19 protein-coding genes are annotated in these 23,368 nt (G+C 74.1%); 12 read left to right on the top strand and 7 right to left on the bottom strand.

Annotation, left to right across the window (positions count from 1 at the left end):
* Positions 1–14: 14 nt before the first annotated feature.
* The 8 genes from M1D46_RS04625 to M1D46_RS04590 all read left to right on the top strand — a co-directional run bounded on the left by M1D46_RS04625 (position 15) and on the right by M1D46_RS04590 (position 9,399).
* Positions 15–2,843 (top strand): fibrinogen-like YCDxxxxGGGW domain-containing protein, encoded by a 2,829-nt coding sequence (locus tag M1D46_RS04625; protein WP_456286760.1) that lies wholly within the window; start codon positions 15–17, stop codon positions 2,841–2,843.
* Positions 2,840–3,565, top strand: coding sequence for a CDP-alcohol phosphatidyltransferase family protein (locus M1D46_RS04620; RefSeq protein WP_456286759.1), 726 nt, complete (start codon positions 2,840–2,842; stop codon positions 3,563–3,565). The genes M1D46_RS04625 and M1D46_RS04620 overlap by 4 nt, the downstream gene beginning before the upstream one ends.
* Before the next feature lie 22 nt (positions 3,566–3,587).
* Positions 3,588–5,081 carry a hypothetical protein gene (locus M1D46_RS04615; RefSeq protein WP_456286758.1) on the top strand — a complete coding sequence of 498 codons (1,494 nt, stop codon included), beginning with the start codon at positions 3,588–3,590 and terminating at the stop codon, positions 5,079–5,081.
* The gene (locus M1D46_RS04610) at positions 5,071–6,354 is read left to right on the top strand and encodes an O-antigen ligase family protein (RefSeq protein ID WP_456286757.1); all 1,284 of its coding nucleotides are present in this window, start codon (positions 5,071–5,073) and stop codon (positions 6,352–6,354) included. Before M1D46_RS04615 ends, M1D46_RS04610 begins: the two co-directional genes overlap by 11 nt.
* Positions 6,351–7,256, top strand: a complete 906-nt coding sequence (locus tag M1D46_RS04605; RefSeq protein WP_456286756.1) for a glycosyltransferase family 2 protein — start codon at positions 6,351–6,353, stop codon at positions 7,254–7,256. Before M1D46_RS04610 ends, M1D46_RS04605 begins: the two co-directional genes overlap by 4 nt.
* Position 7,257: 1 nt before the next feature.
* On the top strand, positions 7,258–8,169 hold the full coding sequence (locus M1D46_RS04600; RefSeq protein WP_456286755.1) for a glycosyltransferase family 2 protein: 912 nt from the start codon (positions 7,258–7,260) through the stop codon (positions 8,167–8,169).
* Positions 8,166–8,678, top strand: coding sequence for a serine acetyltransferase (locus M1D46_RS04595; protein ID WP_324012744.1), 513 nt, complete (start codon positions 8,166–8,168; stop codon positions 8,676–8,678). The genes M1D46_RS04600 and M1D46_RS04595 overlap by 4 nt, the downstream gene beginning before the upstream one ends.
* Positions 8,679–8,961: 283 nt before the next feature.
* Positions 8,962–9,399, top strand: a complete 438-nt coding sequence (locus M1D46_RS04590) for an adenylyltransferase/cytidyltransferase family protein (protein ID WP_271174706.1) — start codon at positions 8,962–8,964, stop codon at positions 9,397–9,399.
* A 1-nt stretch (position 9,400) separates the two neighbouring features.
* Here the strand turns inward: M1D46_RS04590 and M1D46_RS04585 are convergent, their stop codons facing one another.
* From M1D46_RS04585 to ypfJ, 6 genes are all read right to left on the bottom strand, one after another.
* Entirely contained in the window at positions 9,401–11,887 is a 2,487-nt protein-coding gene (locus M1D46_RS04585) for a CHAT domain-containing protein (protein ID WP_456286754.1), read from the bottom strand.
* Between the two features lies 1 nt (position 11,888).
* A complete protein-coding gene (locus M1D46_RS04580; protein ID WP_456286753.1) occupies positions 11,889–13,484 on the bottom strand; it encodes a S8/S53 family peptidase in 1,596 nt (531 codons plus the stop codon).
* A gap of 83 nt (positions 13,485–13,567) precedes the next feature.
* Complete coding sequence (locus M1D46_RS04575) at positions 13,568–14,035, bottom strand: hypothetical protein (protein WP_271174709.1); 468 nt, start codon at positions 14,033–14,035, stop codon at positions 13,568–13,570.
* Positions 14,032–14,661 carry an RNA polymerase sigma factor gene (locus M1D46_RS04570; protein WP_421076237.1) on the bottom strand — a complete coding sequence of 210 codons (630 nt, stop codon included), beginning with the start codon at positions 14,659–14,661 and terminating at the stop codon, positions 14,032–14,034. Before M1D46_RS04570 ends, M1D46_RS04575 begins: the two co-directional genes overlap by 4 nt.
* Before the next feature lie 93 nt (positions 14,662–14,754).
* Positions 14,755–15,900: a low temperature requirement protein A gene (locus tag M1D46_RS04565; protein WP_456287152.1), complete on the bottom strand. Its 1,146-nt coding sequence runs from the start codon at positions 15,898–15,900 to the stop codon at positions 14,755–14,757.
* A 66-nt stretch (positions 15,901–15,966) separates the two neighbouring features.
* On the bottom strand, positions 15,967–16,851 hold the full coding sequence (gene ypfJ, locus M1D46_RS04560) for a KPN_02809 family neutral zinc metallopeptidase (protein ID WP_324012751.1): 885 nt from the start codon (positions 16,849–16,851) through the stop codon (positions 15,967–15,969).
* A 60-nt stretch (positions 16,852–16,911) separates the two neighbouring features.
* Between ypfJ and trhO the strand changes: the two genes are divergently transcribed.
* Positions 16,912–17,811 carry an oxygen-dependent tRNA uridine(34) hydroxylase TrhO gene (trhO, locus tag M1D46_RS04555; protein WP_324012752.1) on the top strand — a complete coding sequence of 300 codons (900 nt, stop codon included), beginning with the start codon at positions 16,912–16,914 and terminating at the stop codon, positions 17,809–17,811.
* A gap of 31 nt (positions 17,812–17,842) precedes the next feature.
* On the opposite strand, the gene M1D46_RS04550 is transcribed toward trhO, so the two are convergent.
* Positions 17,843–18,514, bottom strand: a complete 672-nt coding sequence (locus M1D46_RS04550) for a type 1 glutamine amidotransferase domain-containing protein (protein WP_456286752.1) — start codon at positions 18,512–18,514, stop codon at positions 17,843–17,845.
* A gap of 87 nt (positions 18,515–18,601) precedes the next feature.
* On the opposite strand from M1D46_RS04550, the gene M1D46_RS04545 reads away from it, so the two are divergent.
* The 3 genes from M1D46_RS04545 (at position 18,602) to M1D46_RS04535 (ending at position 23,359) form a co-directional block, all read left to right on the top strand.
* Complete coding sequence (locus tag M1D46_RS04545; protein WP_456286751.1) at positions 18,602–19,528, top strand: LysR family transcriptional regulator; 927 nt, start codon at positions 18,602–18,604, stop codon at positions 19,526–19,528.
* 36 nt (positions 19,529–19,564) lie between these two features.
* Positions 19,565–22,234: a phosphoenolpyruvate carboxylase gene (locus M1D46_RS04540; RefSeq protein ID WP_456286750.1), complete on the top strand. Its 2,670-nt coding sequence runs from the start codon at positions 19,565–19,567 to the stop codon at positions 22,232–22,234.
* Between the two features lie 114 nt (positions 22,235–22,348).
* Positions 22,349–23,359, top strand: a complete 1,011-nt coding sequence (locus tag M1D46_RS04535; RefSeq protein WP_455970092.1) for a LacI family DNA-binding transcriptional regulator — start codon at positions 22,349–22,351, stop codon at positions 23,357–23,359.
* Positions 23,360–23,368 lie beyond the last annotated feature (9 nt).

Raw genomic sequence — 23,368 nt, 5'->3', positions numbered from 1 at the left:
AGAAGGGCCCGCTCATGACACTCCGCACCCGCATCGCGGCGGTCGCCGCGATCGCCCTCATCGCGACGCTGGCCGCTCCGATCCCCGCGACCGCCGCCGATCCGACGCTGCCCGCCCCCGACGGGCGCACCGAGGCGACGGCCGCGGCCTCCTGCTGGGAGGTCGCGCAGGTCGACCCCGACGCCCCGAGCGGCGTCTACTGGCTCGCGACCCCCGCCATGGGCTCCGCGCAGCAGTTCTACTGCGACCAGGAGACGGATGGCGGCGGCTGGGTCCTCGTGGGGCGCGGACGCCAGGGATGGTCCGAGTCCATCCTCGGCTCCGGGACGCCCGCGCAGGTGCGCGAGCCCGCGACGGGCACCGCGGCGTTCACGCCCCGGCAGCTGCCCGGCGCCCTCATCGACCAGCTCAACAACGACCAGCCGATCGGCGCCCTCGCCGACGGCATCCGCCTCGTCCGCGCCGCGAACGCGGCCGGGACGTCCTGGCAGGACACGCGCTTCCGTCTCACCAGCCCGCGCGACGAGTGGACGTGGGAGTTCAACAACCAGCAGCGCGTGGGGTCGTTCCGGATCGGCAACCGCAACGGGACCGGCGGGACGACGAGCAACTTCGGGAACGACAACGGGCTCATCCGCGTGCGCACCATCACCGGCTCCGCCGAGGGCTGGGCGATGGGATTCGGGTACGGCTCCGACATCAAGGGCTCACCCGACGGCACGAGCTACCTGTGGTCGCCGAGCACGAGCGCGGGCTACGCCCGGCCGTTCACGCAGGTCTTCATCCGACCGAAGCTCCTGAGCGCGGATGTCTTCGCGCCGGTCCCGGCCGGCGGCACGCCCGCGACGGCCGGCACGGCGGTCGCGGAGGCCTTCGCGCAGACCCAGCCGTGGGGTGTCGCCGGCCTCGGCGCCGGTCCCTCGACCCTCGAGGGCAGCAACGAGGTGTCGGCCTTCACCGAGAACGTCGACCGCGTCTTCGTGGGCGGCAACTTCACGAAGGTGCAGCGCTCGGCCGGCGGCTCGGGCGCGGTCGAGCAGGGGTATCTCGCGGCGTTCGAGCGCGACACGGGCACCTGGATCTCGACCTTCCGCCCGGTGTTCGACAACCAGGTGAAGGCCCTCGCGCCGCTCCCGGGCGGGCGCATCGCCGTCGGCGGCTACTTCTCGACCGTGAACGGCGAGAGCCACCCCGGCCTCGTCGTGCTCGACGCGACGACGGGCGCCGTGGACGCCTCGTTCACGGGCGCCCTGCTGAACTTCCTCTCCGGCGGCGTGCCCGTCGTGCGCACCCTCGACGTGCAGGGCGACTGGCTGTACGTGGGCGGGTCCTTCACCCATGCCAAGGCCGCGACCGGCGCTCAGGTCTATGCGCGCAACACCGTGCGGTTCTCGATCGAGAGCAGCGTGCCCGACGCGTGGAACCCGGAGTTCAACGGAACCGTCATCAGCCTCGACGCCTCGGCTCACGGCGACCGCGTGTACGCGGCCGGGTTCTTCAGCCAGTCGAAGGGGCGCCCCGCCGACAAGGCCGCTGTGCTGTCGACCGCCGATGAGTCGCTCACGCCGTGGCCGGTCGTGTTCTCCAATCGCACGAGCGGCCGCCAGGGCTACCAGCAGGCCGTGCTCGAGGTCGGAGATCGCGTCTGGCTCGGCGGCTCCGAGCACTCGCTCATGAGCTACCGCCGCGACACGATGGAGATGGCGAGCTCGAACATCACGCTCGCCGGCGGGGACTTCCAGGCGATCGCGTCCGACGGCGAGACCGTGTACGCCGGCTGCCACTGCTTCGGCACGAACTACGAGGGCGCGACCGTGTGGCCCGGCATCGGGACGGCGTGGACCGGCGCGCACGCGATCTACGGCAGCGGCGCCTGGAGCGCCGAGAGCGGCGAGTACCTCGAGTCGTTCAACGGCATCCTCAACACGCGCGCCGGCGCCGGCGCCTGGGCCCTCTTCGTCGACTCGCGCGGCACGCTCTGGCAGGGCGGCGACTTCAGCTACTCGACCCGCGCGGGCTATGTGCGCCAGTGGTCGGGCGGCTTCGTGCGCCACGCCCCCTCCGACGTCACGAGCCCGTCGACGCCGGGCGCGTTCAAGGCCGTCAGGACGACCGAGGGCGTGAACCTCACGTGGACGGCGGCGACGGACGACCGAGCCGTGACCGCCTACCAGGTGCTGCGGGCCGATCGCGTGGTGGCGACCGTCGGCGGGACGTCGGCGGCTCTCCCGCCCGCTCCTGACGGCACGCTCTACGCCGTGCGCGCCGTGGACGCGGCCGGGAACCGCTCGGCGAGCACCCCGGCCGTCCCCGCCGAGGCGGCTCCCGGGCCCGATCCGGCCTCGCCGACGCTCATCGACGCCGGCTCGACCTGGGCGACCCTCTGGTCGACCGCCGCGCCGCCGTCCGACTGGGCTGCTCCCGAGTTCGACGACGGCTCCTGGCTCAGCGGCGCGGCTCCCGTCGGCTGGGGGACGTCGGACATCGCGACCGCCCTCGACACGTCGCTGTCGCCTCGCCCGCTCACGAGCTACCACCGGCACGACATCGACCTCCCGGGCGGCGCGGTCGCGCTGCGCTTCTCGGTCCGGGTCGACGATGGGGTCGTCGTCTACGTCAACGGGGCGGAAGTGCTCCGCAGGAACATCGACCCCGGCCCGGTCACCGCGAGCACCTACGCCAACACCGCGGTCTCGGGCACGACGGCGATGGCGCAGCCGTACGTGGCGGAGATCCCCGCGACCGCCTTCCGCACGGGGGCCAACACGATCGCGGTCGAGGTCCACTCCAACTACCGGACCGCGAACAGCCACAGCTTCGAGATGACGGTGACGGCGCCATGAGCGCCCAGACGGCATCGGCGCGGCCCGCGCGCGCCCTCCGCACCTCGCGCACCGCCCTCGCGCAGGCGCAGAAGAGCGGCGCCGGGGTCCCCGCGTACACGCGCTGGATCAATCGCCGCCTCGCGCGCGGCGTCGCAGCCGCTGCGGTGAGGATCGGGATGACGCCGAACGCGGTCACGATGCTCAGCGCAGCGATGTCGGCGGCGGGCATCGCCGTGATCGCGGCCGCCCCGCCGTCCGCGGGCTCGGGCGTCGCCGCCGCCGTGCTCCTGGCGGCGGGATACGTCCTCGACTCGGCGGACGGCCAGGTCGCCCGGCTCAGCGGGGCGTCGAGCCCGGCCGGCGAATGGCTCGATCACGTCGTCGACGCGATCCGCTCCCCGGCGATCCACCTGGGCGTCGCGGTCGGATGCTTCGTGCACCGCCCTCAGGACGTCTGGCTGATGGGAGTCGCGCTCGGCTTCGCGCTCCTGACGTCGGGCCAGTTCATGAGCCAGATCCTCGCGGAGCAGCTCGCGTCGCGTCACGGCCGCTCGGTCTCGGAGCCGAGCGGCGTCGCCAAGTCGGTCGCGCTCATCCCGACCGACCCCGGCACGCTGTGCTGGGCCTTCGCGCTGTGGGGAGCGCACGCGGCCTTCGCCGCGGTCTACGTCCTCCTCTTCATCGCGAACCTCATCCACGCGGGCATCTCGATGCGCCGCAAGCACCGCCGTCTGAGGTGACGGCTTCACCGGGGGAAGCACGATGTCCGACACCGCACACACCACGACACTCGGTCTCGATCACTACGCTCGCGTGCTGCGCAGGCAGTGGCGCCTCGTCGTCGCCGCGATCGCGATCGGGGCGATCGCCGCGATCGCCTACCTGCTCGGCGCCCCGCAGCGCATCACGGCGACGACCGATGTCAACCTCTCCGTCATCACGACGGATCCCTTCAATCCGCAGCGCGCGGCGTCGGGTCTGCTGGACGACGCCACCGAGGCCGCGATCGCCCGCTCCTACGTCGTGGCCGAGCGCGCGGCGGCCCTGCTCGGCGACGCCGAAGCGACCCGCGAGATCCACGACACCGTCGACGTCACGATCTCGGAGGGCGGCACGATCGCCCACGTCTCCGCGACGGCCGCGACGCGCGCGCTCGCGATCGAGCGGGCGGACTCCGTCGCGGCCGCCTACCTCGCCTACCGCAGCGAGCAGGCCGAGAGCCGGCTCGACGTCATGGTCTCGGGGCTCAGCACGCGCATCGACGAGCTCGACGCGCAGCTGGCCGAGGCGAACGCGGCGATCGCGGATGCGGGATCCGGCGCCGCGCAGGCGCAGGCGACGAGCGACCGGGAGCAGATCCTCCTCGAGCTCGAGGGCCTGCTGTCGCAGCGGAACGCGCTGCAGAGCGTCGACACCTCGGGCGGCAGCGTGCTGACGGGAGCCGCCGACAACCCGATCGACTCGGCACCGCCGCGCTACACGACGGCCGCGACCGGGATCGGGATCGGCGCGATCGTCGGCATCCTGCTGGCCTTCCTCCGCGAGCCCTTCGACGGGCGCCTGCGCAGCGGAGCCGAGATCACGCGCGCGCTCGGCGCGCGCGTGCTCGCCAGGCTCCGCACGCCGCACCCGCGGACGCCCCTCGAGGCGCCGGACGCCGAGGCGATGCGCATCGCACGCGAGCGCCTGCTCGCCGACCTCCCCGCCGGGGCGCGCGCGGTCGCGGTGCTCGACGACACGTCGTCGGAGGGGGCCGTCGCGACGGGGCTGGCGATGGCGACCGCGCAGAGCGGGTTCGCCGTGCGGCTCGTGCTCCCCCATCCTTCCGAGCGGCGCCTCGCGGTCCTCCGATCGGCCGGAGCGGCGCCCCGGGCCGCCGTGCCCGGGCTCAGCGTCCGCTTCGGGCGCGCGGACCTGCACGGCGAGGCGCGCACCGCCGAGGCGCGGGTCGCCGTCGAGTCCGCGCCCGAGGGGACGCTCGTCATGCTCGCGGTCCCGGTCTCGGCCGGCACGGCCGACCTGCTCGCGGCGCTGCGTCTGGCCGACGCGGTGGTCGTCGTGCTGCAGGAGGGCGCGAGCCGCCGCACCACAGCCGCCGCCCTGCGCGACGAGTCCGCGACCGCGGGGGTGCCCCTCATCGGCGCCGTCGTCGTCCCCCGCGAGCGGCGGCGATCACGGCGCCGCGCCGGCCGACGGGAGATCGCGCCCGCGGCCGACGAGACACCCGCTCGCGAGGAGTACGCCGATGCGGTCTGACACGGCGTTCGCCCCGGCTCCGGCGCGGCCGACCGCGACGGAGGCCCGCGGCGACCTGCCGCGGTGGCCGATCACCGCGATGTTCGCGGCGTTCCCCCTCTGGTGGGCGCTCGGGATGGCCGAGATGGCGTGGATCCCGCTCGCCGCGGCCATGGCGGTGCTCCTGATCCGCCGCGGCGACGTCCGCGCGCCGCGGGGCTTCGGGATCTGGCTGCTGTTCCTCGCTCTCGTCGCCGTGTCGGTGATCGGGATCGACACCCCCGGCCGGCTCATCGGGTTCGTCTACCGCGCCCTGCAGTACCTCTCGATCACGATCGCCTTCCTCTACGTCTACAACGCGCGCCGCACGATCACGCTCGACTGGCTGCTCGGCATGCTCACGCTGTTCTGGCTCTTCGTCGTGGCAGGCGGATGGCTCGGCGTGATCGCCCCTGAGTTCTCCTTCCGGACCCCGCTCGGCTACGTGCTCCCCCGCGGCCTCCAGAGCAACGAGCTCGTGGGCGAGATGGTCGTGCGGCGGGCGACGCAGTGGAACCCGGACGCCTGGACGGTCCTCGATCCGCGCCCGGCCGCTCCCTTCCTCTATACGAACGGCTGGGGCAACGCGTACTCGATGCTCCTCCCGCTCGTCATCTCGTACGTGGCGCGCATCCCCCGGGACCTCCGGTTCCTCGGCCTCCTCGTCGCGATCCCGCTCTCGTTCGTCCCCGCGTTCCTCACCCTCAATCGCGGGATGTTCATCGGGCTCGGCGTCGCGGCGGTCTACGGGGGCCTCATCCTCCTCGCCTCCGGTCGCGTCCGCGCCGTCGCGGGCCTCGCGGCGGCGTGCGCCGTGGGCCTCGCCGCGGCCGCGGTGCTCGACGTCGGAGACCGGCTCCTCGGGCGCGTCGAGTCGAGCTCGTCGACCGAGGACCGTGCGGACCTCTACCAGGAGACGCTCGTGCGGACCCTCCAGTCCCCGGTCTTCGGCTACGGGGCGCCGCGCCCGTCGTGGACGGAGGGCGCGCCGTCCGCGGGCACGCAGGGTCACGTGTGGATGGTGATGTTCTCGCACGGCCTGCCCGCGCTCGCGGTCTTCCTCCTCGCCCTCCTCTGGCTCGCGTGGTCGACGCGCCATGTGCGCAGGCGGATGACCGCTGTCCACGTCGTGCAGGTGGTGCTCCTCGTCGAGGTCTTCTACTACGGCGTGCTCCCGCACGGGCTCGTGCTGGCCCTCCTCCCGGCGGCCGCCGCCCTTCCCCACGACACCGCTCTCGAGAGGCCGTCCTCATGAACCCCCGCGTCACCGTCGTCATCGCCACCCGCGACCGCCCCGAGCTCCTGCGGCGGGCCGTGCGCTCCGTGCTCGCTCAGGACACGGCGCACCCGCTCGAGATCGTCGTGGTCTTCGACGGATGCGCGGTCGATCCGCTCGCCGACCTCCCGCGCGGTCGCCACCGCGTGCGGACGATCGCGAACGACCGGACGCCCGGACTCGCGGGCGGTCGGAACACGGGGATCCTCGCGGCCGAGGCGCCGATCATCGCCTTCTGCGACGACGACGACGAATGGGCGCCCGGGAAGCTCGAGGCGCAGCTGCCGCTCCTCGAGGACCCCGACGTCGTCATCGCCGCCACCGGCATCCGCATCCTCTCGACGGGAGGCGCGCACGACCGTCTCCCGCCCGAGCGGGTCGCGCTCGCGGACCTCCTCCGCTCGCGCATCACCGAGCTGCACCCGTCCTCCTTCCTCCTGCGCACCGCCGATGCGCGAGGGCGCCTGGGTCTCGTCGACGAGGAGCTGCCCGCGTGCTACGGCGAGGACTACGACCTGCTGCTGCGCGCGGCCAAGATCGGCCGCATCGCCGCGGTCGCGGCACCGCTGACGATCGTCCACTGGGACCGGCCGTCGTACTTCAGCGAGCGCTGGCGCGGCATCGCCGACGGCCTCAGCTACCTGCTCGACAAGCACCCCGAGTTCGCCCGATCCGCGCGCGGCCGCGCGCGGATCGAGGGTCAGATCGCCTTCGCGCACGGAGCGCTCGGCGCGCTCGCCCCTGCCCGGCGATGGGCTCGGGCGGCCATCCGCCACGACGTCCTGCAGCCGCGCGCGTACCTCGCGATGTGCGTCGGCCTCCACCTCGTGTCGGGCGGGCGCGTCGTCTCGGCCCTGAACGCGCGCGGACGAGGGATGTGACATGCCGCGGCTCTCCGTGCTCATGCCGGCGTTCGACGCGGCGCCGACGATCGACCGCGCCGTGCGGTCGACGCTGCGCGACCTGCCAGCCGACGCCGAGCTCGTCGTGCAGGACGACGGATCGTCCGACGGCACGCTCGCGGCGCTCGAGCGCATCGACGATCCGCGCCTGCGCGTGCTGACGGGCCCGAACCGCGGCGTCGCCCGGGCGCTGAATGCCCTGCTGGAAGCCTCAGCGAGCGAGTTCGTCGCGCGGATGGACGCCGACGACGTCGTCCTCCCCGGCCGCTTCCGCCGGCAGCTGCGGGCCCTGAAGACCGCGGACACCGTCTTCACGACCGTCGCCTCCTGGCACGGAGCCGGGGTGCCCCGCCCGCCGTGGCCGTCCGGCATCGGGATCGCGTCCTTCCCGTTCCATCTCCTCCTGACGAACCCCGTCGCCCACTCGACCATGGCCGCTCGGCGCTCCGCGGTCGAGGCCGTTCGCGGCTACCGCGTCGTCCCGAGCGAGGACTACGACCTGTGGCTGCGGCTCGCCTCGTCGGGCGCTCGTCTGCGTCGTCTCGCGGCCCCGTCCCTTCTCTACCGCGTGCATCCGGGGCAGGTCACGTCCGCCGAGGGCTGGCGCCTGCGGTCGTGGAACGACGAGCGCACGCAGGCCGCCTTCGCGGAGCTGTCGGCTCGCGTGCTCGGCGCCCCGCTCCCGCGCCTCACGGCCCTCGCGGTCGCTCCGCTGCCCGCGGAGGAGAAGGCCGCGTGCCTCGACGAGTTCGAGCGGCGGTTCCGCTGTGCGGCGTCGCGGCTCCGGCCGACGGATCGCGCCGCGGTGCTGCCGCGCCTCGCGCGGCGCGCGGCCTGGTGCCGCGAGCGGATCCGCGCCGCCGCGGACGAGCGAGCGGAGGCCGCGTCATGAGCGCCGCGCGCGATCGCCTCCGCGCGGCGCTCCAGGCTGACCGGGCGGCGAACGCGCGGTACCCGAAGAGCCGGTTCGTGCTCGGCTGGCTGCGCCGCTGCCAGCGCTGGCAGGGCAGCCGTCGGCCCCTCGGCCGCGCGATCTACCTCGCGCACGCCGCGGGATACAAGCTCGTGACGGAGTGGATCATGGGCATCGAGATCCCCCCGACGACCCGCGTCGAACCCGGACTCCGGCTGCGTCACGGCATCGGCGTCGTCGTGAACCCCGCGACCGTGATCGGCCGCAACGTGATGCTCCGCCACGGTGTGACGCTCGGCAATCGCCGCACGCCGCATGACTGCCCCGTGATCGAGGACGACGTCGAGATCGGGGTCGGAGCCGTCGTCATCGGCGCGATCACGGTCGGCCGGGGCGCGCGGATCGGCCCCTACGCCGTGGTCGTCAAGGACGTGCCGGCCGGCGGCGTCGTGCGCTCGCCGCGGTCCGAGCTCGTTACCGAGTCGTGATGTATCAGCCGCCGCGGTCCGCGCTCTTCCCCAGTATGCGATCCGTTGAGAGCTCACGGGCACTGCCGCCGTCTGGGGCGGTCCGCGCGGTGCCCGTGGCCCCCGGCCGAGCGGCCCCAGACCCCGATGCCGATGCCGAACCCCCGGCGACGTCCGCATCGGTCGCCTCGGCCGTCCCGGCCGAGCCATGGGAGAGATCCGAGCTCTCTCCCATCGCCCCGGTGGTGCGCCCCCTGCGCCACCGGGGCACCTCCCGCCGTCCCGCCCGCGGGAAGGCGCCCGCATGACGCGCATCGGCTACGCGGCCGGCGCGTTCGACCTCTTCCACGTCGGCCACCTCAACCTCCTCCGCCACGCCAAGGAGAACTGCGACGTCCTCATCGCGGGCGTCGTGAGCGACGAGATGCTCCGCGCCGTGAAGGGCATCCGCTCGGTCGTGCCCACCGCCGAGCGCGCGGAGATCGTCCGGAGCATCCGGTACGTCGACGACGTCCACGTCGAGACGGTGCCGGACAAGCTCGATGTGTGGCGCGAGGTCGGCTTCACCCACTTCTTCAAGGGCGACGACTGGCGGGGCACCGAGAAGGGCCTCCGCCTCGAGCGCGAGTTCGGCGCCGTCGGCGTCGAGGTCGTGTACTTCCCCTACACCGCGCACACCTCGAGCACCGCGCTGCGGCGCGCGCTCGACGCCCTCGCGCCGGCCCTTCCCGTCGCGCGGTGACTCAGAAGCCCGAGCCGTAGCAGACGAAAGGCGCGACGTGCCCGGTCTGGGTCGTCGCCCGCATGAGCGCCTCGGCAGGGTCGAGCCCGCCGACGAGCCCCTCGTGCATCGCGCCCAGCAGCTCGCAGGCGACGTCGTCGGCCACGATCACGGGGGCCGCGATGACGCAGTGCGACCCCGCGTGCAGCCACGCCCTCGCCATCCCGACCGCCTCCTCGCCCCACAGCGCCGATGAGCGGCCGAGCTCGCACGCCGACAGCACGACGACGGCGGGCGGGCGCGCGATCGCGTCGATGTCGTAGCCGAACAGCGTGCCGTCCGCGAGCTCGAATCCGGACAGGAGCGGCGAGTCCGGCGAGTGCCGCCCGTGCGCGACGACGTGGAGCACATCGACGCCCTCCGCGAGAGCCGTCGCGTGCTCGATCCGCGACGCGTCGCCCGTGAGAATGCGCGCAGGGCCCCCGGCGCGCCGCCAGGCCCGCGCACCCGTGTCCGCCTCCTCGTCGCCGCGTGCGACGCCCGGACCCACGACGAACCCGGCCGAGGAGAGCGGCACCGAGCCGCGCGTGGCGACCCAGCGCGATGCCGAGCGGACGTGCGTCACGACCCGGCCGCGCAGCGCCGGCAGCATGCCCCACGGCGTTCCGCGCAGCTCGCCCGGCGCCGTCACGACGACCCTCCTCGGGTCTCCCGCGGCGCGCACGGCCTCCTCGACGAGTGCGCGCGACAGGCACGACAGCCGGGCCTCGAGCGACTCGCGGATGAGCCGGCTTCCGGGCCCCGTGCGCGTCGCCGCGGCCGCGTTCAGCTCGCTGTACAGACCGCGGCGGAGGTCGCGCACGCGCCCCCACGGGATGTCGATGAGCGAGGGCGCACCGCGCCCGGGCACGACGAGGCACGTGAGCCGGCCCCGGACGTACACGTACGTGAGGAGGGCCGTGTCGCCGTCGAGCGCCGACCGCAGCTCGTCGAGGGAGACCACGGGAGGGCCGTCGGTCGAGGCCGTCGCGACCCACTGACGCTCGCTGATCCGCTGGCGCAGGGACGCCACCCGCGGGTCGGCGACCCAGTCCGACGAGGCGAGCTCGGCGCGCAGCGCACGCAGCTGCGCGAGGTCGGCCGCGTGCTCGGCGTCCTGCGGAGGGCGCACGGGCGAGACCTGCTGGCTGAAGTGGCGCGTGTACTCCGACCAGCGGAAGACCGTGTCGGGGCGGCCGGAGCGCACGCTCGCGGCGAGGCCCTCGATGAAGATCCCCGATCCGTGCACGGCCGTCGACGAGAGCACCTCGAGCGACCCGAACGACCGCTGCCAGGCCGACACCTCGTGGAGGCCCGCCTCGGCGTGCCGGCGGGCGTCCGCGTCGCGCCCGAGGGCCGCCGAGCGGGCGGCCCTCGCCTCGTGGGCGAGCACGCGGACGGACAGCGGGTCGTCGGGATGCAGGCGGGCCGCGCGCGACGGCGGCCGCCCCGTGCGCGCGAGGGCCGCGTCGAGCACGTAGCGGAGCGCGCGGGCCTCGACGCGGAACCCGAAGCGCGACAGCCGCCGCGCGACGCGCGCGCACTCCTCCTGGAGCGCCGACGGGACGGGCTTCGCCGACGTGCGGTCGGCCGTCGGCGCGAGGAGCGCCCGCAGCCGGACGCCCTCCGCTCGCACCTCCCAGGACGCGCTGCCGAGCCCGCGGAAGCGCCGACTGGCGCGGAGCGCGACCCGGGCGGCGCGACCCGGCTCGTAGCCGAGCAGGGTCTGCGCGAGCTGGAGCTCGGCCTCGCCCCGTGCCTGCTGCATGCGCGCCCGGCCGAACGCCTGGGCGACCTGCTCGAGCAGAGCGGCCGACTCGCGCAGCTGACCCGATTCCCGGAGGACCTCGGCGCGATCGAGGTCGGAGATCGCCGCGGCGACAGCGGAGTCGCGCGCGATCTCCGCGCGCGCGACGGTCATCTCGCTGAGCGCGAGCACGAGGTCCCCCGCGAGGAGCGCCGTGTACCCGAGATTGTGGCGGGCCTGCGCTTCGCCGCCGCGGTCGCCGAGGTCCGCGAAGAGCGCGGCCGCCGACCGGAACGCGTCGGCGCTCTCGCCGAGCCGTCGGCGCTGCAGAAGCGCGACGCCGCGATTCAGGACGACGTTGGCGCGCGAGGCGGGGGTGTCGATGAGCGCGACGGCCCGTTCGAAGAGCGGGAGGGCGGCGTCGACGTCGCCCCGGTGCAGGAGCAGCGTCGCCAGCTGACCGGAGATGATGCCGCGGGTCTCCTCCGGCAGCATCGGGAAGCGCAGGGCGGTGCGGCAGAGCAGCTCCGCCCCGTCCGGATCGCCGAGCTGCCCGAGCGCGTAGGCCAGCGACGCGCTGATCCGTGCGCGCAGGACATCGTCGTCGGCGGCCTCGAGGGCGCGCACGAGAAGCCGCCTCGCGGTGCGCAGCCGCTTCGCGTTGGCGGCGTCGACTCCCCGGCGGAGGAGCTCCTCGACGGGAGGCTCCGGGCGCGAGGCCACGTCATCCCCCTGACCGGTCCCGGGCGGCGAGCAGCTCGAGCGCGGCCGCCGTGGCCGCGCGGCTCTCGGCGCATGCATCGCCCGCCGTGCGGATGCCGGCCGCGGGCCATCCGAGCTGCGCGGCGATCATCGCGGCGGCGAACGGGGCAGCGAACGACGTGCCGCTCCACACGGCGAAGCTCCCGAGGTAGCACTCGGGCCCGATCGTCTCCCGCCGCCGCGCGAAGCGGTCATCGCGCGACGACGCCTGCCGCCCGCCCTCGAACGCGGGGATCGTGCTCACCACCGCGGCGCCCGGCGCGTACACGCGCACCCACGGCCCGACGTTCGAGAAGAGCGCGACCGCCGCGCCGCTCGGGTTCAGCGCGCCCACCGACACGTGCTCGGCCCCGTCGTCGGGCTCGATGCCGTTGTCGCCGCCCGGCCACGGCCAGAGCGACGCGGGGAAGGGCGGCCGGTCGATCGCGTCGTTGCCCGCGGAGCACACGACCGCGCAGCCGAGCTCGCGCGCCCTGCGCAGGAGCTCGAAGAGCACGGTCGAGAAGAGCCCGTCCTCCGGGGTCTCGTGGTAGTAGCCGAGCGACAGGCTGATCACGTCGATCGCGCATCCGCCCTCCCGCCCCGCGCGGTGCCGCGCGAGCAGCTCGACGAGCCCGGCCAGCGTCTCGAGAAGCGCGCTCTCGTCGACGACGCCGAGGGCGTTCGCGCCCCGCACGGAGAGGATGTCGGCCTCCGGGGCGACCTGCCGGACGATCCCGGCGATGAAGGTGCCGTGGCCGGCGACCGGATCGATCTCCCCGTCCAGCTGGCCGTAGAGGTCGGGGAACCGCTCGGGGTCGGCGTCGTCCGTGAGTCCGAGCGGCGCTCCGTCGAGCTCGACGCGCCGCGTGACGATGTCGTCGGGCAGCCACTCGTGCGCGCCGCACCCCGTGTCGAGGATCGCGACGACGGGGCGCCGTCGGCCGCGCGGCGGCTTCCCCACGCGCGTGGGCCCGGCTCCGAGGCGCACGACGGGCTGCCGCCCGCCGTGCCCCGCTTCGGCGTACTGGTCAGCGCCATGCGGGTTGGTGCGCGTGAACGGGTTCGTCCGCGTGAAGGGATTCGTCCGCGTGAACGGATTGACGCCGACGGGGTCGATCGCGACGATATGGTCGAGCGCGACGTCGCGCAGTCGGCCTCGAGAGAGGCGTCGCGCCCGCTGCAGGACGCGCCATGCGTCGGGCGGCACGGGCGCCTCCCCCCGCGACGGCCCGTCGGGCGCGACGAGCTGCGCGCGCAGCATCCCGAGGCCCGGCAGCAGCGGGGTCGGCTCGTCCGCCTCGCCGAGCGCGTCGCCGCGCAGCGATTCGGGGACGACCTGCCACCCGAACGAGGCAGCGGCGTCCCGGACGAGGCGGAGTCCGTCGACCGCCTCCGCATCGTCGTCGCGCCGTGCGATCAGGAGCCGGTCGGGAACGTACGCGGTCGGGAACGCGCGCACGCCGTCGACGGGCTCGACCGCCGGGTCGAGGACCCGCCCGACCGGGATCGATCCCGCGGCGCGATCACGCCACGACCATCCGTCGGGCTGGGATGTGGTCCGGCTGTCGTCGGGCATCGCGCACCTCCCCGGGCACTCGGCCAGGGGAGCACCGCTTGCGCGTATTCTGCCCCAGAACCGCCGTCACGGGAAGATCGACCTCACATGTCGAACCAGGGGGTCGCGACCTCCCGGAGACCCTCCTCCTGCCGCACGACCATCCGCACCTGCGCGCGCCCCGCGGCCACGCCCTCGAACGAGAAGCGGCCGTCGCCGACCGTGTCGGCGGCCCACTCGGCGTCGTCCTGCGCGAGGCGCGCCGCGAGCACCGCAGGACGGGACCATCCGTCGATCCGGCGCGCGCCGCCATCCGTCGGCGACACGTGCAGCAGCACCTCGGCGTCGTCGTCCGCGAACTGGAGCGTGCGGCGCTCGTCGCCCGCCCGCACGGCGGCCTGCGCGCCGTCGACGAGCGAGAGCAGCGCGAACTCGCGCGAGAGGTCGTCGACGGCCACGGCCGCGATCATGCGGTCGGCGAGTCCTGCGGGGACGGGGTCGGCCTGCTCCCAGGACGCGCGCAGCGCGTCGAGGAGCTCGCGGTCCTCTGCTCCCCCGACGTGGTCGTTCACGATCGTCCCTCGTCTCGTATATCGGGATTCAATCTGGCTCGAAGCTTAGCGAGGCAGCGCTGCCTCGTGGGCCCGATGCTTCCCACCGGCATGCGCAGATCGGCGGCGATCTGGGCGTAGTCCGGTCGGTCCTCGAAGGCGACGATCCGCAGCAGCCGCTGGCACCGCTCATCGAGCGCGCGCACGGCCAGCCACAGGCGGTCGGCCGTGTCGGCCTCGGCGACGTCGTCCTCGGCCGCGCGGCGCGACGGGAGCCGCGCCTCGAGCAGGTCGTCGTCGGTCGGATCGGCGCGACGGTCCGCGCGCGCGACGCGCCATGCCTCGCGGCGCGCGGTCACGCGCAGCCATCCGGAGACCGCGTCGGCGCTCGCGATCGTGTCGTGCTTGCGGACGAGCGTGAGCCACGTCGTCTGGATGACGTCCTCCGCCGCCGCCCGACGCAGGCCGTACGCGCGGACGACGTGCCACAGCACGGGGGTCATGATGCGCACCAGCTCGTCGATCGCCTGCGGGTCGCCGTTGCGCCAGCGCGCGAAGTGCGCGGCCGCCTGCTCCCAGCGCGCCGCGCCGTGGGCGTCGGCGACGTCGTCCGCGTCATCCGCGGGCGACAGGGAGAGATCGTCCATGTCAGACACATTGTGTCCATACCTGCGACGAGGCGTGCAACACGCGGCGTGATACGTGATGCAGTCGATACCGAGGCGCTGCCCAGGCGGCGCTCAGCGCGCCTGCCCGGGCAGCGGCGCCTCGGCGGAGCGCGGCGACCTCAGCACGAGGACGACGACGATCGCCACGAGGATGACCGCGCTCAGCGCGAGCGGGAACGGCAGGAGCGCGTCGAGCAGGACGAGCACGGCGCCCACGGGCACCACCGTGTTCACGACGCGGTCGGCGTGCGCGCGGATGGCGATCCACCAGATGCCGAGGACGAACAGCGCGATCGGGATGGTCACCGTGGAGGCAGCGGCGGGCCCCGTGAGCTCGCTGTGGTGGGTCAGCGCGTCGATCTCGACCTCGACGCCGGCCGAGAACGCCCCCGCCGCCGCGAAGACGACGTAGTGCACGTACCCGTAGCGGATCGACTGCGCGAGCGATCCGATCGCGGAGTGGTGCGGCGGCCAGAAGTAGATCCACCAGAGCGCGGCCGTCACGACGAGGGTCAGCACGGCGATCGCGATGAGCGGAGCCAGCGCGTCGGCGTCCTCGAGGGCCTCGATGATGGCGTTGGCCGACGCGAGCAGGCTCTCGCCGAGCAGGATGAGCGTGAAGAGCCCGTACCGCTCGGTGATGTGGTGCGGATGCCACGGGGTGTTCGCTCCGCGCTCGGCGATGATCGGGACGGCGAGCTCGAGCACGACGCCGATGAGGAAGGCCACGAGGAACGCGCCCTCGGGCACGAGCAGAGTGAGCAGCCAGTACACCTGCACGACCGCGATGCCGAGCGCGTACATGAGCGTCGTGCGCCGGGCGCGGCCGGCGCCCCGCGAGGCGCGCAGCCACTGCGCCACCATCGCGACGCGCATGATGACGTAGCCGACCACGGGGATCGTGAAGTCGCCGTGGAAGGCGGCGCCCACCCCGGCCGCGAGCACGAGCACGCCGCCCATCTGCACGATCGTGAGCACGCGGTACAGCCAGTCGTCGGCGTCGAACGACGTCGCGAACCACGTGAAGTTCATCCAGGCCCACCAGATGGCGAAGAAGACGAGCAGGTACGACACGACGCCGTCGAGCACGTGCGCCTCGACGAGGGCGTGGTGCAGGTTGACGGCCGCCGTGCTCACGGCGATCACGAACACGAGGTCGAAGAACAGCTCGAGGGAGGTCGCGGCCCGATGGGGCTCGCGCGGGTCGCGCGGGCGCATGGGGACCATCCGCAGACGGCCGAGCGCGGAGTGCGGTGCGTTCACACGCGACAGACTACGCGCGGGTCAGAGCTCGCTTCCCGGCACGGCGAAGGTGTCGCACGCGCGCTCTCCGCGCTCGTACCCGGTCTGGAACCACCGCATGCGCTGCTCGCTCGAGCCATGGCTCCAGCTGTCGGGGTTGACGACGCCGCCGGACTCCTGCTGGATGTGGTCGTCGCCCACCGCGGAGGCGGCGTCCATCGCGTCGGCGAGCTGCCCGCGGGTGGGCGCCTCGAGGTACGGGACGCCGTTCTCGTCGACCTGCTCGGTCATCGCGCCCACCCAGGCGCCCGCGAAGCAGTCGGCCTGCAGCTCGGTGCGCACGCCGTCGCTCTCGGGCCCGGTTCCGCCGCCCTGATGCTCCTGCAGCACGCCCGTGAGGTTCTGCACGTGGTGCCCGTACTCGTGTGCGAGCACGTACAGCTGCGCGAGGTCGCCCGCCTGCGCGTCGTAGCGCTCGCGCAGCAGGGAGAAGAACGTCGGGTCGATGTAGACCGTCTCGTCGGGCGGGCAGTAGAACGGCCCCGTCGCGTTCGACGCGGTGCCGCACGAGGTCTCGGTCTGCCCGTCCACGATGATGAGCTCGGGCTCGCGGTACCCCTCGAGGGCGCCGGCCCAGAACTGGTCGAGCGCGAGCGATCCGGCCGCGAGCCGGCAGTCGTCGTTCTCGTTCGCGTCCTGGCCCGTCTCGCAGTCCGAGATCGCCGTCTCCTGGCCGGAGCCGCCGGGTGCGCCGGCGTCGGGCGACAGCAGCCCGAGCACCGACCCGAAGTCGCCGCCCGTGAGCAGTCCGACGACGAGCACGCCGAGCAGGCCGAGGCCGCCGATCCCGCCGCCCGCGATCGCCGCGGTCCGTCCTCGACGCCGTGCGCCGTGCCCGCTCACATCCGCGTTCTCGTTGAACGTCATGACGCCCACGGTACCGCTCCCGACCGGCGTCCTCACGGCCTGCTCGCCTACCCTGGATCCGTGCCCGCCAAGATCCTCCTCTACTACCTCTTCACGCCGATCGCCGACCCCGAGGCCATCCGCCTCTGGCAGCGCGACCTGTGCGAGCTGCTGGGGCTGCGGGGCCGGATCCTCCTGTCGGAGCACGGCATCAACGGCACGGTCGGCGGCGACATGCAGGCGCTCAAGCGCTACGTCCGCAAGACGAAGGACTACGCGCCCTTCAAGGGCATCGACTTCAAGTGGTCGTCGGGGTCGGGCCTCGACGCGGAGGGCCGCAGCCTCGACTTCCCGCGGATGTCGGTGAAGGTGCGCGACGAGATCGTGTCGTTCGGCGCGCCCGGCGAGCTGCGAGTCGACGAGAACGGCGTCGTGGGCGGCGGCACGCACCTCACACCGGGTGCGCTGCACAAGCTCGTCGAGGAGCGCGGCGACGAGGTGGTGTTCTTCGACGGCCGCAACGCGTTCGAGGCGGCGATCGGCCGCTTCCGGAACGCCGTCGTGCCGGATGTCGCCACGACGCGCGACTTCATCGCGGAGCTCGACTCGGGGCGCTACGACGACCTCAAGGGGCGGCCCGTCGTGACCTACTGCACGGGCGGCATCCGGTGCGAGGTGCTCTCGAGCCTCATGACGGCGCGCGGCTTCGGCGAGGTGTACCAGCTCGACGGCGGCATCGTGCGCTATGGAGAGACCTTCGGCAACGCGGGCCTGTGGGAGGGCTCGCTCTACGTCTTCGACGGCCGCGAGTCGATGACGTTCGGCGACGGCGCTGCGGTGATCTCGCGCTGCGCGGCGTGCGAGAGCCCCACCGACCGGATGGTCGACTGCGTCGACGAGACCTGCCAGGTCCGCGTCGTCCTGTGCGCGGGCTGCGGCGACGTGCACCCGTGCGGGCGCCACGCGGCCGTCGCCGCGTAGCGCCCGCCGGGGCGGATGGCTCCGCGCCGCCTCAGGACAGGCGCGCGAGCAGGGCGCGCGCGACGGATGCGGACGACTGCGGGTTCTGACCCGTCACGAGCGCGCCGTCCTCGACGACGTGATCGGCCCACGGCTCGGCGGTGTCGACCGCGATGCCGCCGTCGCGCAGCGTCGACTCGAGCAGCCACGGCGCCTTCGGAGCGAGCCCGCCCTGGCGCTCCTCCTCGTCGGTGAACGCCGCGACGGTGCGCCCCGCCGCCGCGAGCGCGCCGTCCGACCGCTTCGCCGCGAGCAGCGCCGCGACGCCGTGGCAGACCAGCGCGAGGGGCGTGCCGGCGTCGAGCGCCCGCACGATCAGGGCGCCGGAGGCGGCGTCGCGCGCGAGGTCCTCCATGGGTCCGTGCCCGCCGGGGTAGAACACGGCGTCGAACGCGCGGGGGTCGACCTCCGCGAGCACGAGCGGGCGCTGCAGGCCGGGGATCGCGGCGAGCGCGGCCCGTGCTTCCTCGTCGTCCGCGATCGATCCCTCGTCGACGACGGGGACGACGCCGCCCGGGGTCGCGAAGGCGACATCGTGGCCGGCCCCGACGAGCAGGCGGTACGGCGCGAGCAGCTCCTCGGCCCAGTATCCGGTCGGATGCGCGGTGCCGTCGGAGAGGGTCCAGGTGCGGGCTCCGGTGACGACGAACAGGACGGTGGACATGGCGACTCCTTCTCGATGGGACGGCCCGAGCTGGCCGGCACCGAGGACAACGCACGGGGACCGCGACTCTTCCGATATCTTCGCGATGTGAGCCATAGATCCTCTGATGGGCTGGACGACCTCGCCCTGTGGCGCACCTTCCTCGCGGTGCACACGGCCGGATCCCTCTCGGGTGCCGCGCGCACGCTCGGTCTCACGCAGCCGGCCGTCACGGCGCAGCTGCAGACCCTCGAGCGGCGCCTGGGCGAGCGCCTCTTCGCCCGCGGAGCCCGCGGCGTCACGCCCACGCCCCGGGCCGAGGCGCTCGCCGCCCGGCTCGCGGAGCCGTTCGGCGCGCTCGCCACTGCGCTGTCCGGTGCCGACGCGGGAGGTGCGACGTCCCACGCGCCCGTGCGCGTGGGCGGGCCGGCCGAGCTCCTCGCCGAGATCGCGGCGCCCGCTCTCGCGCCGCTCGTCGCCGACGGCGTGCGGCTGCAGCTCGTGCCCGGGCTGAGCGGCGCGCTCGTCGACGGCCTCCGCGCGGGCGTGCTCGACCTCGTCGTGGCGTCCGAGCGCCCTCGCGGACGCGCGGTCGTCGCGGCGCCGCTCGCCGACGAGGCGTTCGTCCTCGTCGCGTCGCCCGCGCTCGCGCGCGCCCGCGGGCTCGCACGCGGCGCGGTCGCGCCCGATGCCCTCGCCGACGTGCCGCTGCTCGCCTATGCGCACGACGTGCCCATCCTGCGCCGGTACTGGCGGCACGTGTTCGGAACGCGACTCGAGCGCGAGCCCGCGCTCACGCTCCCCGACCTGCGCGCGCTCCGCGCGGCCGCGATCGCCGGCGCCGGCGTGACCGCGCTCCCCGAGCATCTCTGCCGCGCGGCGCTCGCGGGCGGCGAGCTCGTGGACCTCCGGCCGTCCGACGACCCGCCCCGCAACACCCTCCATCTCGTGCGGCGACCCGGCGCCCCGGCGGGCCCGCACGTCGAGCGCGTGCGCGACGCGCTGTCGCACGCCGTCACATCCGCCCTCGCGTGAACGGAGCGGTCTCGCGCGCCCGCTAGCGTTGTCTGCATGCACGATCCCACCCCCACGGAAGTTCTCGACGCCGTCGGGCGACTGGAAGCGGAGCAGGAGATCCCCGAGCAGATGCGCGCCGACGTGCGCCTGCTGGGCTCCCTCCTCGGCCAGGTGCTTCGCGAGAGCGGCTCGGCCGGCCTGTTCGACGACGTCGAGCGCCTGCGCGTCGCGACCATCCACGCGTACACGGACCCCAGCCCCGAGGCCTTCGACCGCGCCGTCCGGATCGCCGACTCGTTCTCGATCCAGCGGGCAGACGAGGTCGCACGGGCGTTCACGTGCTACTTCCACCTCGTGAACCTCGCCGAGGAGCACCACCGCGTGCGCGTGCTCCGCGAGCGCGACGGCCAGCCCGAGCGCGACCCGCGCGGCACGATCGCCGGCGCGTTCGCCGAGCTCGCCGGCGAGATCGGCGAGGACGCGGCGCGCGAGCGCCTGCAGGCGCTGCGCTTCCACCCCGTCTTCACGGCCCACCCGACCGAGGCCCGCCGCCGCGCGGTCTCGACGAGCATCCGCCGCCTGTCGGCCCTCGTCGACGAGCTGGGCGCCGCGCCCGAGGGCGGCTCGGCCGCGCAGCGCACGCAGCGCCTCATGCTCGAGGAGATCGACACGCTGTGGCGCACCGCGCCCATCCGCCCCGAGAAGCCGTCGCCGACCGACGAGGTGCGCGCGGTCATGGCGGTCTTCGACGACACGCTCTTCACGGCCGTCCCCGAGATGTACCGCCGCGTCGACGACGCCATCCACGGCGGCGTCGACGGCGACCGGCCGCCCGTCGTGCGCCCGTTCGTCCGCGTGGGCAGCTGGGTCGGCGGCGACCGCGACGGCAACCCGTTCGTCACGGCCAAGGTGAGCCGCAAGGCCGCCGCGATCGCGAGCGAGCACGTGCTCCTCGGCCTCGAGCGCGCCGCGCAGCGCGTGGGCCGCGGGCTCACGCTCGACGCGACCTCCACGCCGCCGAGCGACGAGCTGCTCGCGCTCTGGGAGCGTCTGCGCAGCGCCGACGAGGACGCCGCCGCCGACATCGCCAAGCGCTCCCCCAACGAGCCGCACCGGCGCATCCTCCTCCTCATCGCGCGCCGGATCACGGCGACCCGCACGCGCGACGCCGACCTCGCCTACCGCGACCCCGAGCACCTGCTCGCCGACCTGCGGATCGTGCAGACCTCGCTGGCCGACGCGGGCGCCGCGCGTCAGGCGTACGGCAGCCTGCAGCACCTCATCTGGCAGGTCGAGACCTACGGCTTCCACCTCGCCGAGCTCGAGGTGCGCCAGCACTCGGCCGTGCACGCGAAGGTCCTCGCCGAGCTCGACGCGGGCGGCCCGCGCAGCGAGCTGGCCGAGGAGGTCCTCGAGGTCTTCCGCGCGATCGCGTTCATCCAGGAGCGCTTCGGGCCGCGCGCGGCCGGCCGCTACATCGTGTCGTTCACGCAGTCCGCCGACGACCTGGCGAACGTGCACCGCCTCGCGCGCTACGCGGTCGGCGACGCGGGGCCCGCGCCCGTGCTCGACGTCATCCCCCTCTTCGAGACGTTCGCCGACCTGCAGGCCGCGCCGCGCATCCTCGCCGAGATCGTCGAGCACCCCGAGTTCGCGTCGCGCCTCGACGCGACCGGCCGTCGCCTCGAGGTCATGCTCGGCTACTCCGACTCGTCGAAGGACGTCGGCCCCGTCGCGGCGAACCTCGCCCTGTACGAGGCGCAGGCGGCGATCGCCGCGTGGGCGCAGGAGAACCGCATCGAGCTCACGCTCTTCCACGGCCGCGGCGGCGCGCTCGGCCGCGGCGGCGGCCCCGCGAACAGCGCGATCCTCGCGCAGCCGCCGCACTCGGTCGACGGCCGCTTCAAGCTCACCGAGCAGGGCGAGGTCATCTTCGCCCGCTACGGCGACCCCGACATCGCGATGCGGCACATCGACCAGGTGGCCGCGGCCATCCTCACGGCGGGCGCGCCCTCGAACGAGGACCGCAACCGCACGGCCGCCGAGCGGTACGCCGACATCGCGCAGGTCATGGAGACGACGTCGCGCGCGCGGTTCTTCGACCTCGTGAAGGCCCCGGGCTTCGCGCCGTGGTTCGCCACCGTGACGCCCATGGAGGAGATCGGGCTGCTCGCGCTCGGCTCGCGCCCGGCCCGCCGCGGGCTCTCGGTCGAGTCGCTCGAGGACCTCCGCGCCATCCCGTGGGTGTTCGCGTGGACGCAGGCGCGCATCAACCTCGCCGGATGGTTCGGGCTCGGCACCGCGCTCGAGTCGGTCGGCGACGAGGAACGGCTGCGGGCCGCCTACGCCGAGTGGCCGCTCTTCCGCACGATGATCGACAACGTCGCGATGAGCCTCGCGAAGGCGGACGACCGGATCGCCCGCCAGTACCTCGCCCTCGGCGACCGCGACGACCTCGCCGCGCTCGTCATGGACGAGATGGCCCTCACGCGCTCGTGGGTCGTGCGGATCGTGGGCGGCGACGGCCTCCTCGCGAACAAGCCCGTGCTCCAGCGCGCGGTCAAGCTCCGCAGCCCGTACGTCGACGCGCTGTCGCTCCTGCAGCTGCGCGCCCTCCGCGCGCTGCGCGAGACGCCAGCGGGCGGGAAAGCCGACCCCGAGCAGCAGCGCCTCCTGCTCCTGTCGGTCTCGGGCGTCGCAGCCGGTCTGCAGAACACCGGCTGATCCCGCCCTCTCTCCCCTGCGTGTCTCACTCGGCGCGGGAATGCCGGCGGCATTCCCGCGCCGAGTGAGACACGCACAGGGGGCGTCTATTCTGAGCGGATGGCGAGGAGGGCGATGCGGGCCACCATGAAGGACGTGGCGGCGCTCGCCGGAGTGTCGCCGAAGACCGTCTCCAACGTCGTCACGGGCACGGTCTTCGTCCGCCCCGAGACGACCGAGCGGGTCGAGAGGGCGATGGCCGAGCTCGACTTCGTACCCAACCTCAGTGCGCGCGGCCTCCGCAACGGCCGCTCGGGCACGATCGCGGTCGCGCTGCCGGATCTCGCGACCGCGTTCTCTGCCGAGCTGCTCGACAGCATCCTCGACGTCGCCCACGAGCGCGGCTTCGCGGTCCAGATCGAGGAGACGGCCGCCGAGCCCGGCCGCGAGTACGAGCTCATCTCGCGCGCCCGCGCGCACCTCATCGACGGGCTCATCCTCAACCCGATCCGCCTCGAGGACAGCGCGGTCGAGCACGCCGATCACCTGCCGCCCGTCGTGCTCATCGGCGAGGTCGAGCAGCACGTCACCGACCGCGTGTTCGTCGACAGCCTCGCGGCCTCGCGCGAGATCACCCGCCACCTCCTCGAGCGCGGCGCGCGCCGGATCGCGGCCGTCGGGGGCGACGACGCGTCGGAGATCGCGACCGCCACGAGCCGGCTGCGGCTCGCCGGCTACCGCGAGGCGCTCGCCGACGCGGGGATCCCCCTCGATCCCGCGCTCGAGGTCAACCGCTTCCCCTGGACGATGGCGGCGGGCGCGGCTGGCATCGACGAGCTCGTCGCGCGCGGGACCCCGTTCGACGCCGTCGTCGCGTTCACCGACTCGATCGCGATCGGCGCGCTGCACGCCCTGCACGCGCACGGGCTCCGCGTCCCCGACGACGTGCTCGTCGCGGGGTTCGACGACGTCGAGCCCGCGCGCTTCGCGACCCCCGCCCTGACGACCATCCGCTTCGACCGAGGCGCCTTCGCGCGGGAGGCCGTCACGCTGCTCGAGAGCCGGATGTCCGACCGGTCGCAGGCGCCGCGCGCCGTGCAGGTCGCTCACGAGCTCATCGTCCGCGCGAGCACCGACCGCTCGTGAGCGGCTCGC

The organism is Microbacterium sp. JZ70, assembly GCF_053903225.1.
The sequence above is the reverse complement of the archived record's forward strand: the minus strand, read 5'-3'. Positions and strand labels throughout refer to the sequence as shown.

Excerpts from the sequence above, each read along its gene's own strand:
- M1D46_RS04625 (WP_456286760.1), top strand. The coding sequence starts at position 15 with ATGACACTCCGCACCCGCATCGCGGCGGTCGCCGCGATCGCCCTCATC.
- M1D46_RS04620 (WP_456286759.1), top strand. The coding sequence starts at position 2,840 with ATGAGCGCCCAGACGGCATCGGCGCGGCCCGCGCGCGCCCTCCGCACC.
- M1D46_RS04615 (WP_456286758.1), top strand. The coding sequence starts at position 3,588 with ATGTCCGACACCGCACACACCACGACACTCGGTCTCGATCACTACGCT.
- M1D46_RS04610 (WP_456286757.1), top strand. The coding sequence starts at position 5,071 with ATGCGGTCTGACACGGCGTTCGCCCCGGCTCCGGCGCGGCCGACCGCG.
- M1D46_RS04605 (WP_456286756.1), top strand. The coding sequence starts at position 6,351 with ATGAACCCCCGCGTCACCGTCGTCATCGCCACCCGCGACCGCCCCGAG.
- M1D46_RS04600 (WP_456286755.1), top strand. The coding sequence starts at position 7,258 with ATGCCGCGGCTCTCCGTGCTCATGCCGGCGTTCGACGCGGCGCCGACG.
- M1D46_RS04595 (WP_324012744.1), top strand. The coding sequence starts at position 8,166 with ATGAGCGCCGCGCGCGATCGCCTCCGCGCGGCGCTCCAGGCTGACCGG.
- M1D46_RS04590 (WP_271174706.1), top strand. The coding sequence starts at position 8,962 with ATGACGCGCATCGGCTACGCGGCCGGCGCGTTCGACCTCTTCCACGTC.
- M1D46_RS04580 (WP_456286753.1), bottom strand. The coding sequence starts at position 13,484 with ATGCCCGACGACAGCCGGACCACATCCCAGCCCGACGGATGGTCGTGG.
- M1D46_RS04570 (WP_421076237.1), bottom strand. The coding sequence starts at position 14,661 with ATGGACGATCTCTCCCTGTCGCCCGCGGATGACGCGGACGACGTCGCC.
- M1D46_RS04565 (WP_456287152.1), bottom strand. The coding sequence starts at position 15,900 with ATGCGCCCGCGCGACCCGCGCGAGCCCCATCGGGCCGCGACCTCCCTC.
- ypfJ (WP_324012751.1), bottom strand. The coding sequence starts at position 16,851 with ATGACGTTCAACGAGAACGCGGATGTGAGCGGGCACGGCGCACGGCGT.
- M1D46_RS04550 (WP_456286752.1), bottom strand. The coding sequence starts at position 18,514 with ATGTCCACCGTCCTGTTCGTCGTCACCGGAGCCCGCACCTGGACCCTC.
- M1D46_RS04540 (WP_456286750.1), top strand. The coding sequence starts at position 19,565 with ATGCACGATCCCACCCCCACGGAAGTTCTCGACGCCGTCGGGCGACTG.
- M1D46_RS04535 (WP_455970092.1), top strand. The coding sequence starts at position 22,349 with ATGCGGGCCACCATGAAGGACGTGGCGGCGCTCGCCGGAGTGTCGCCG.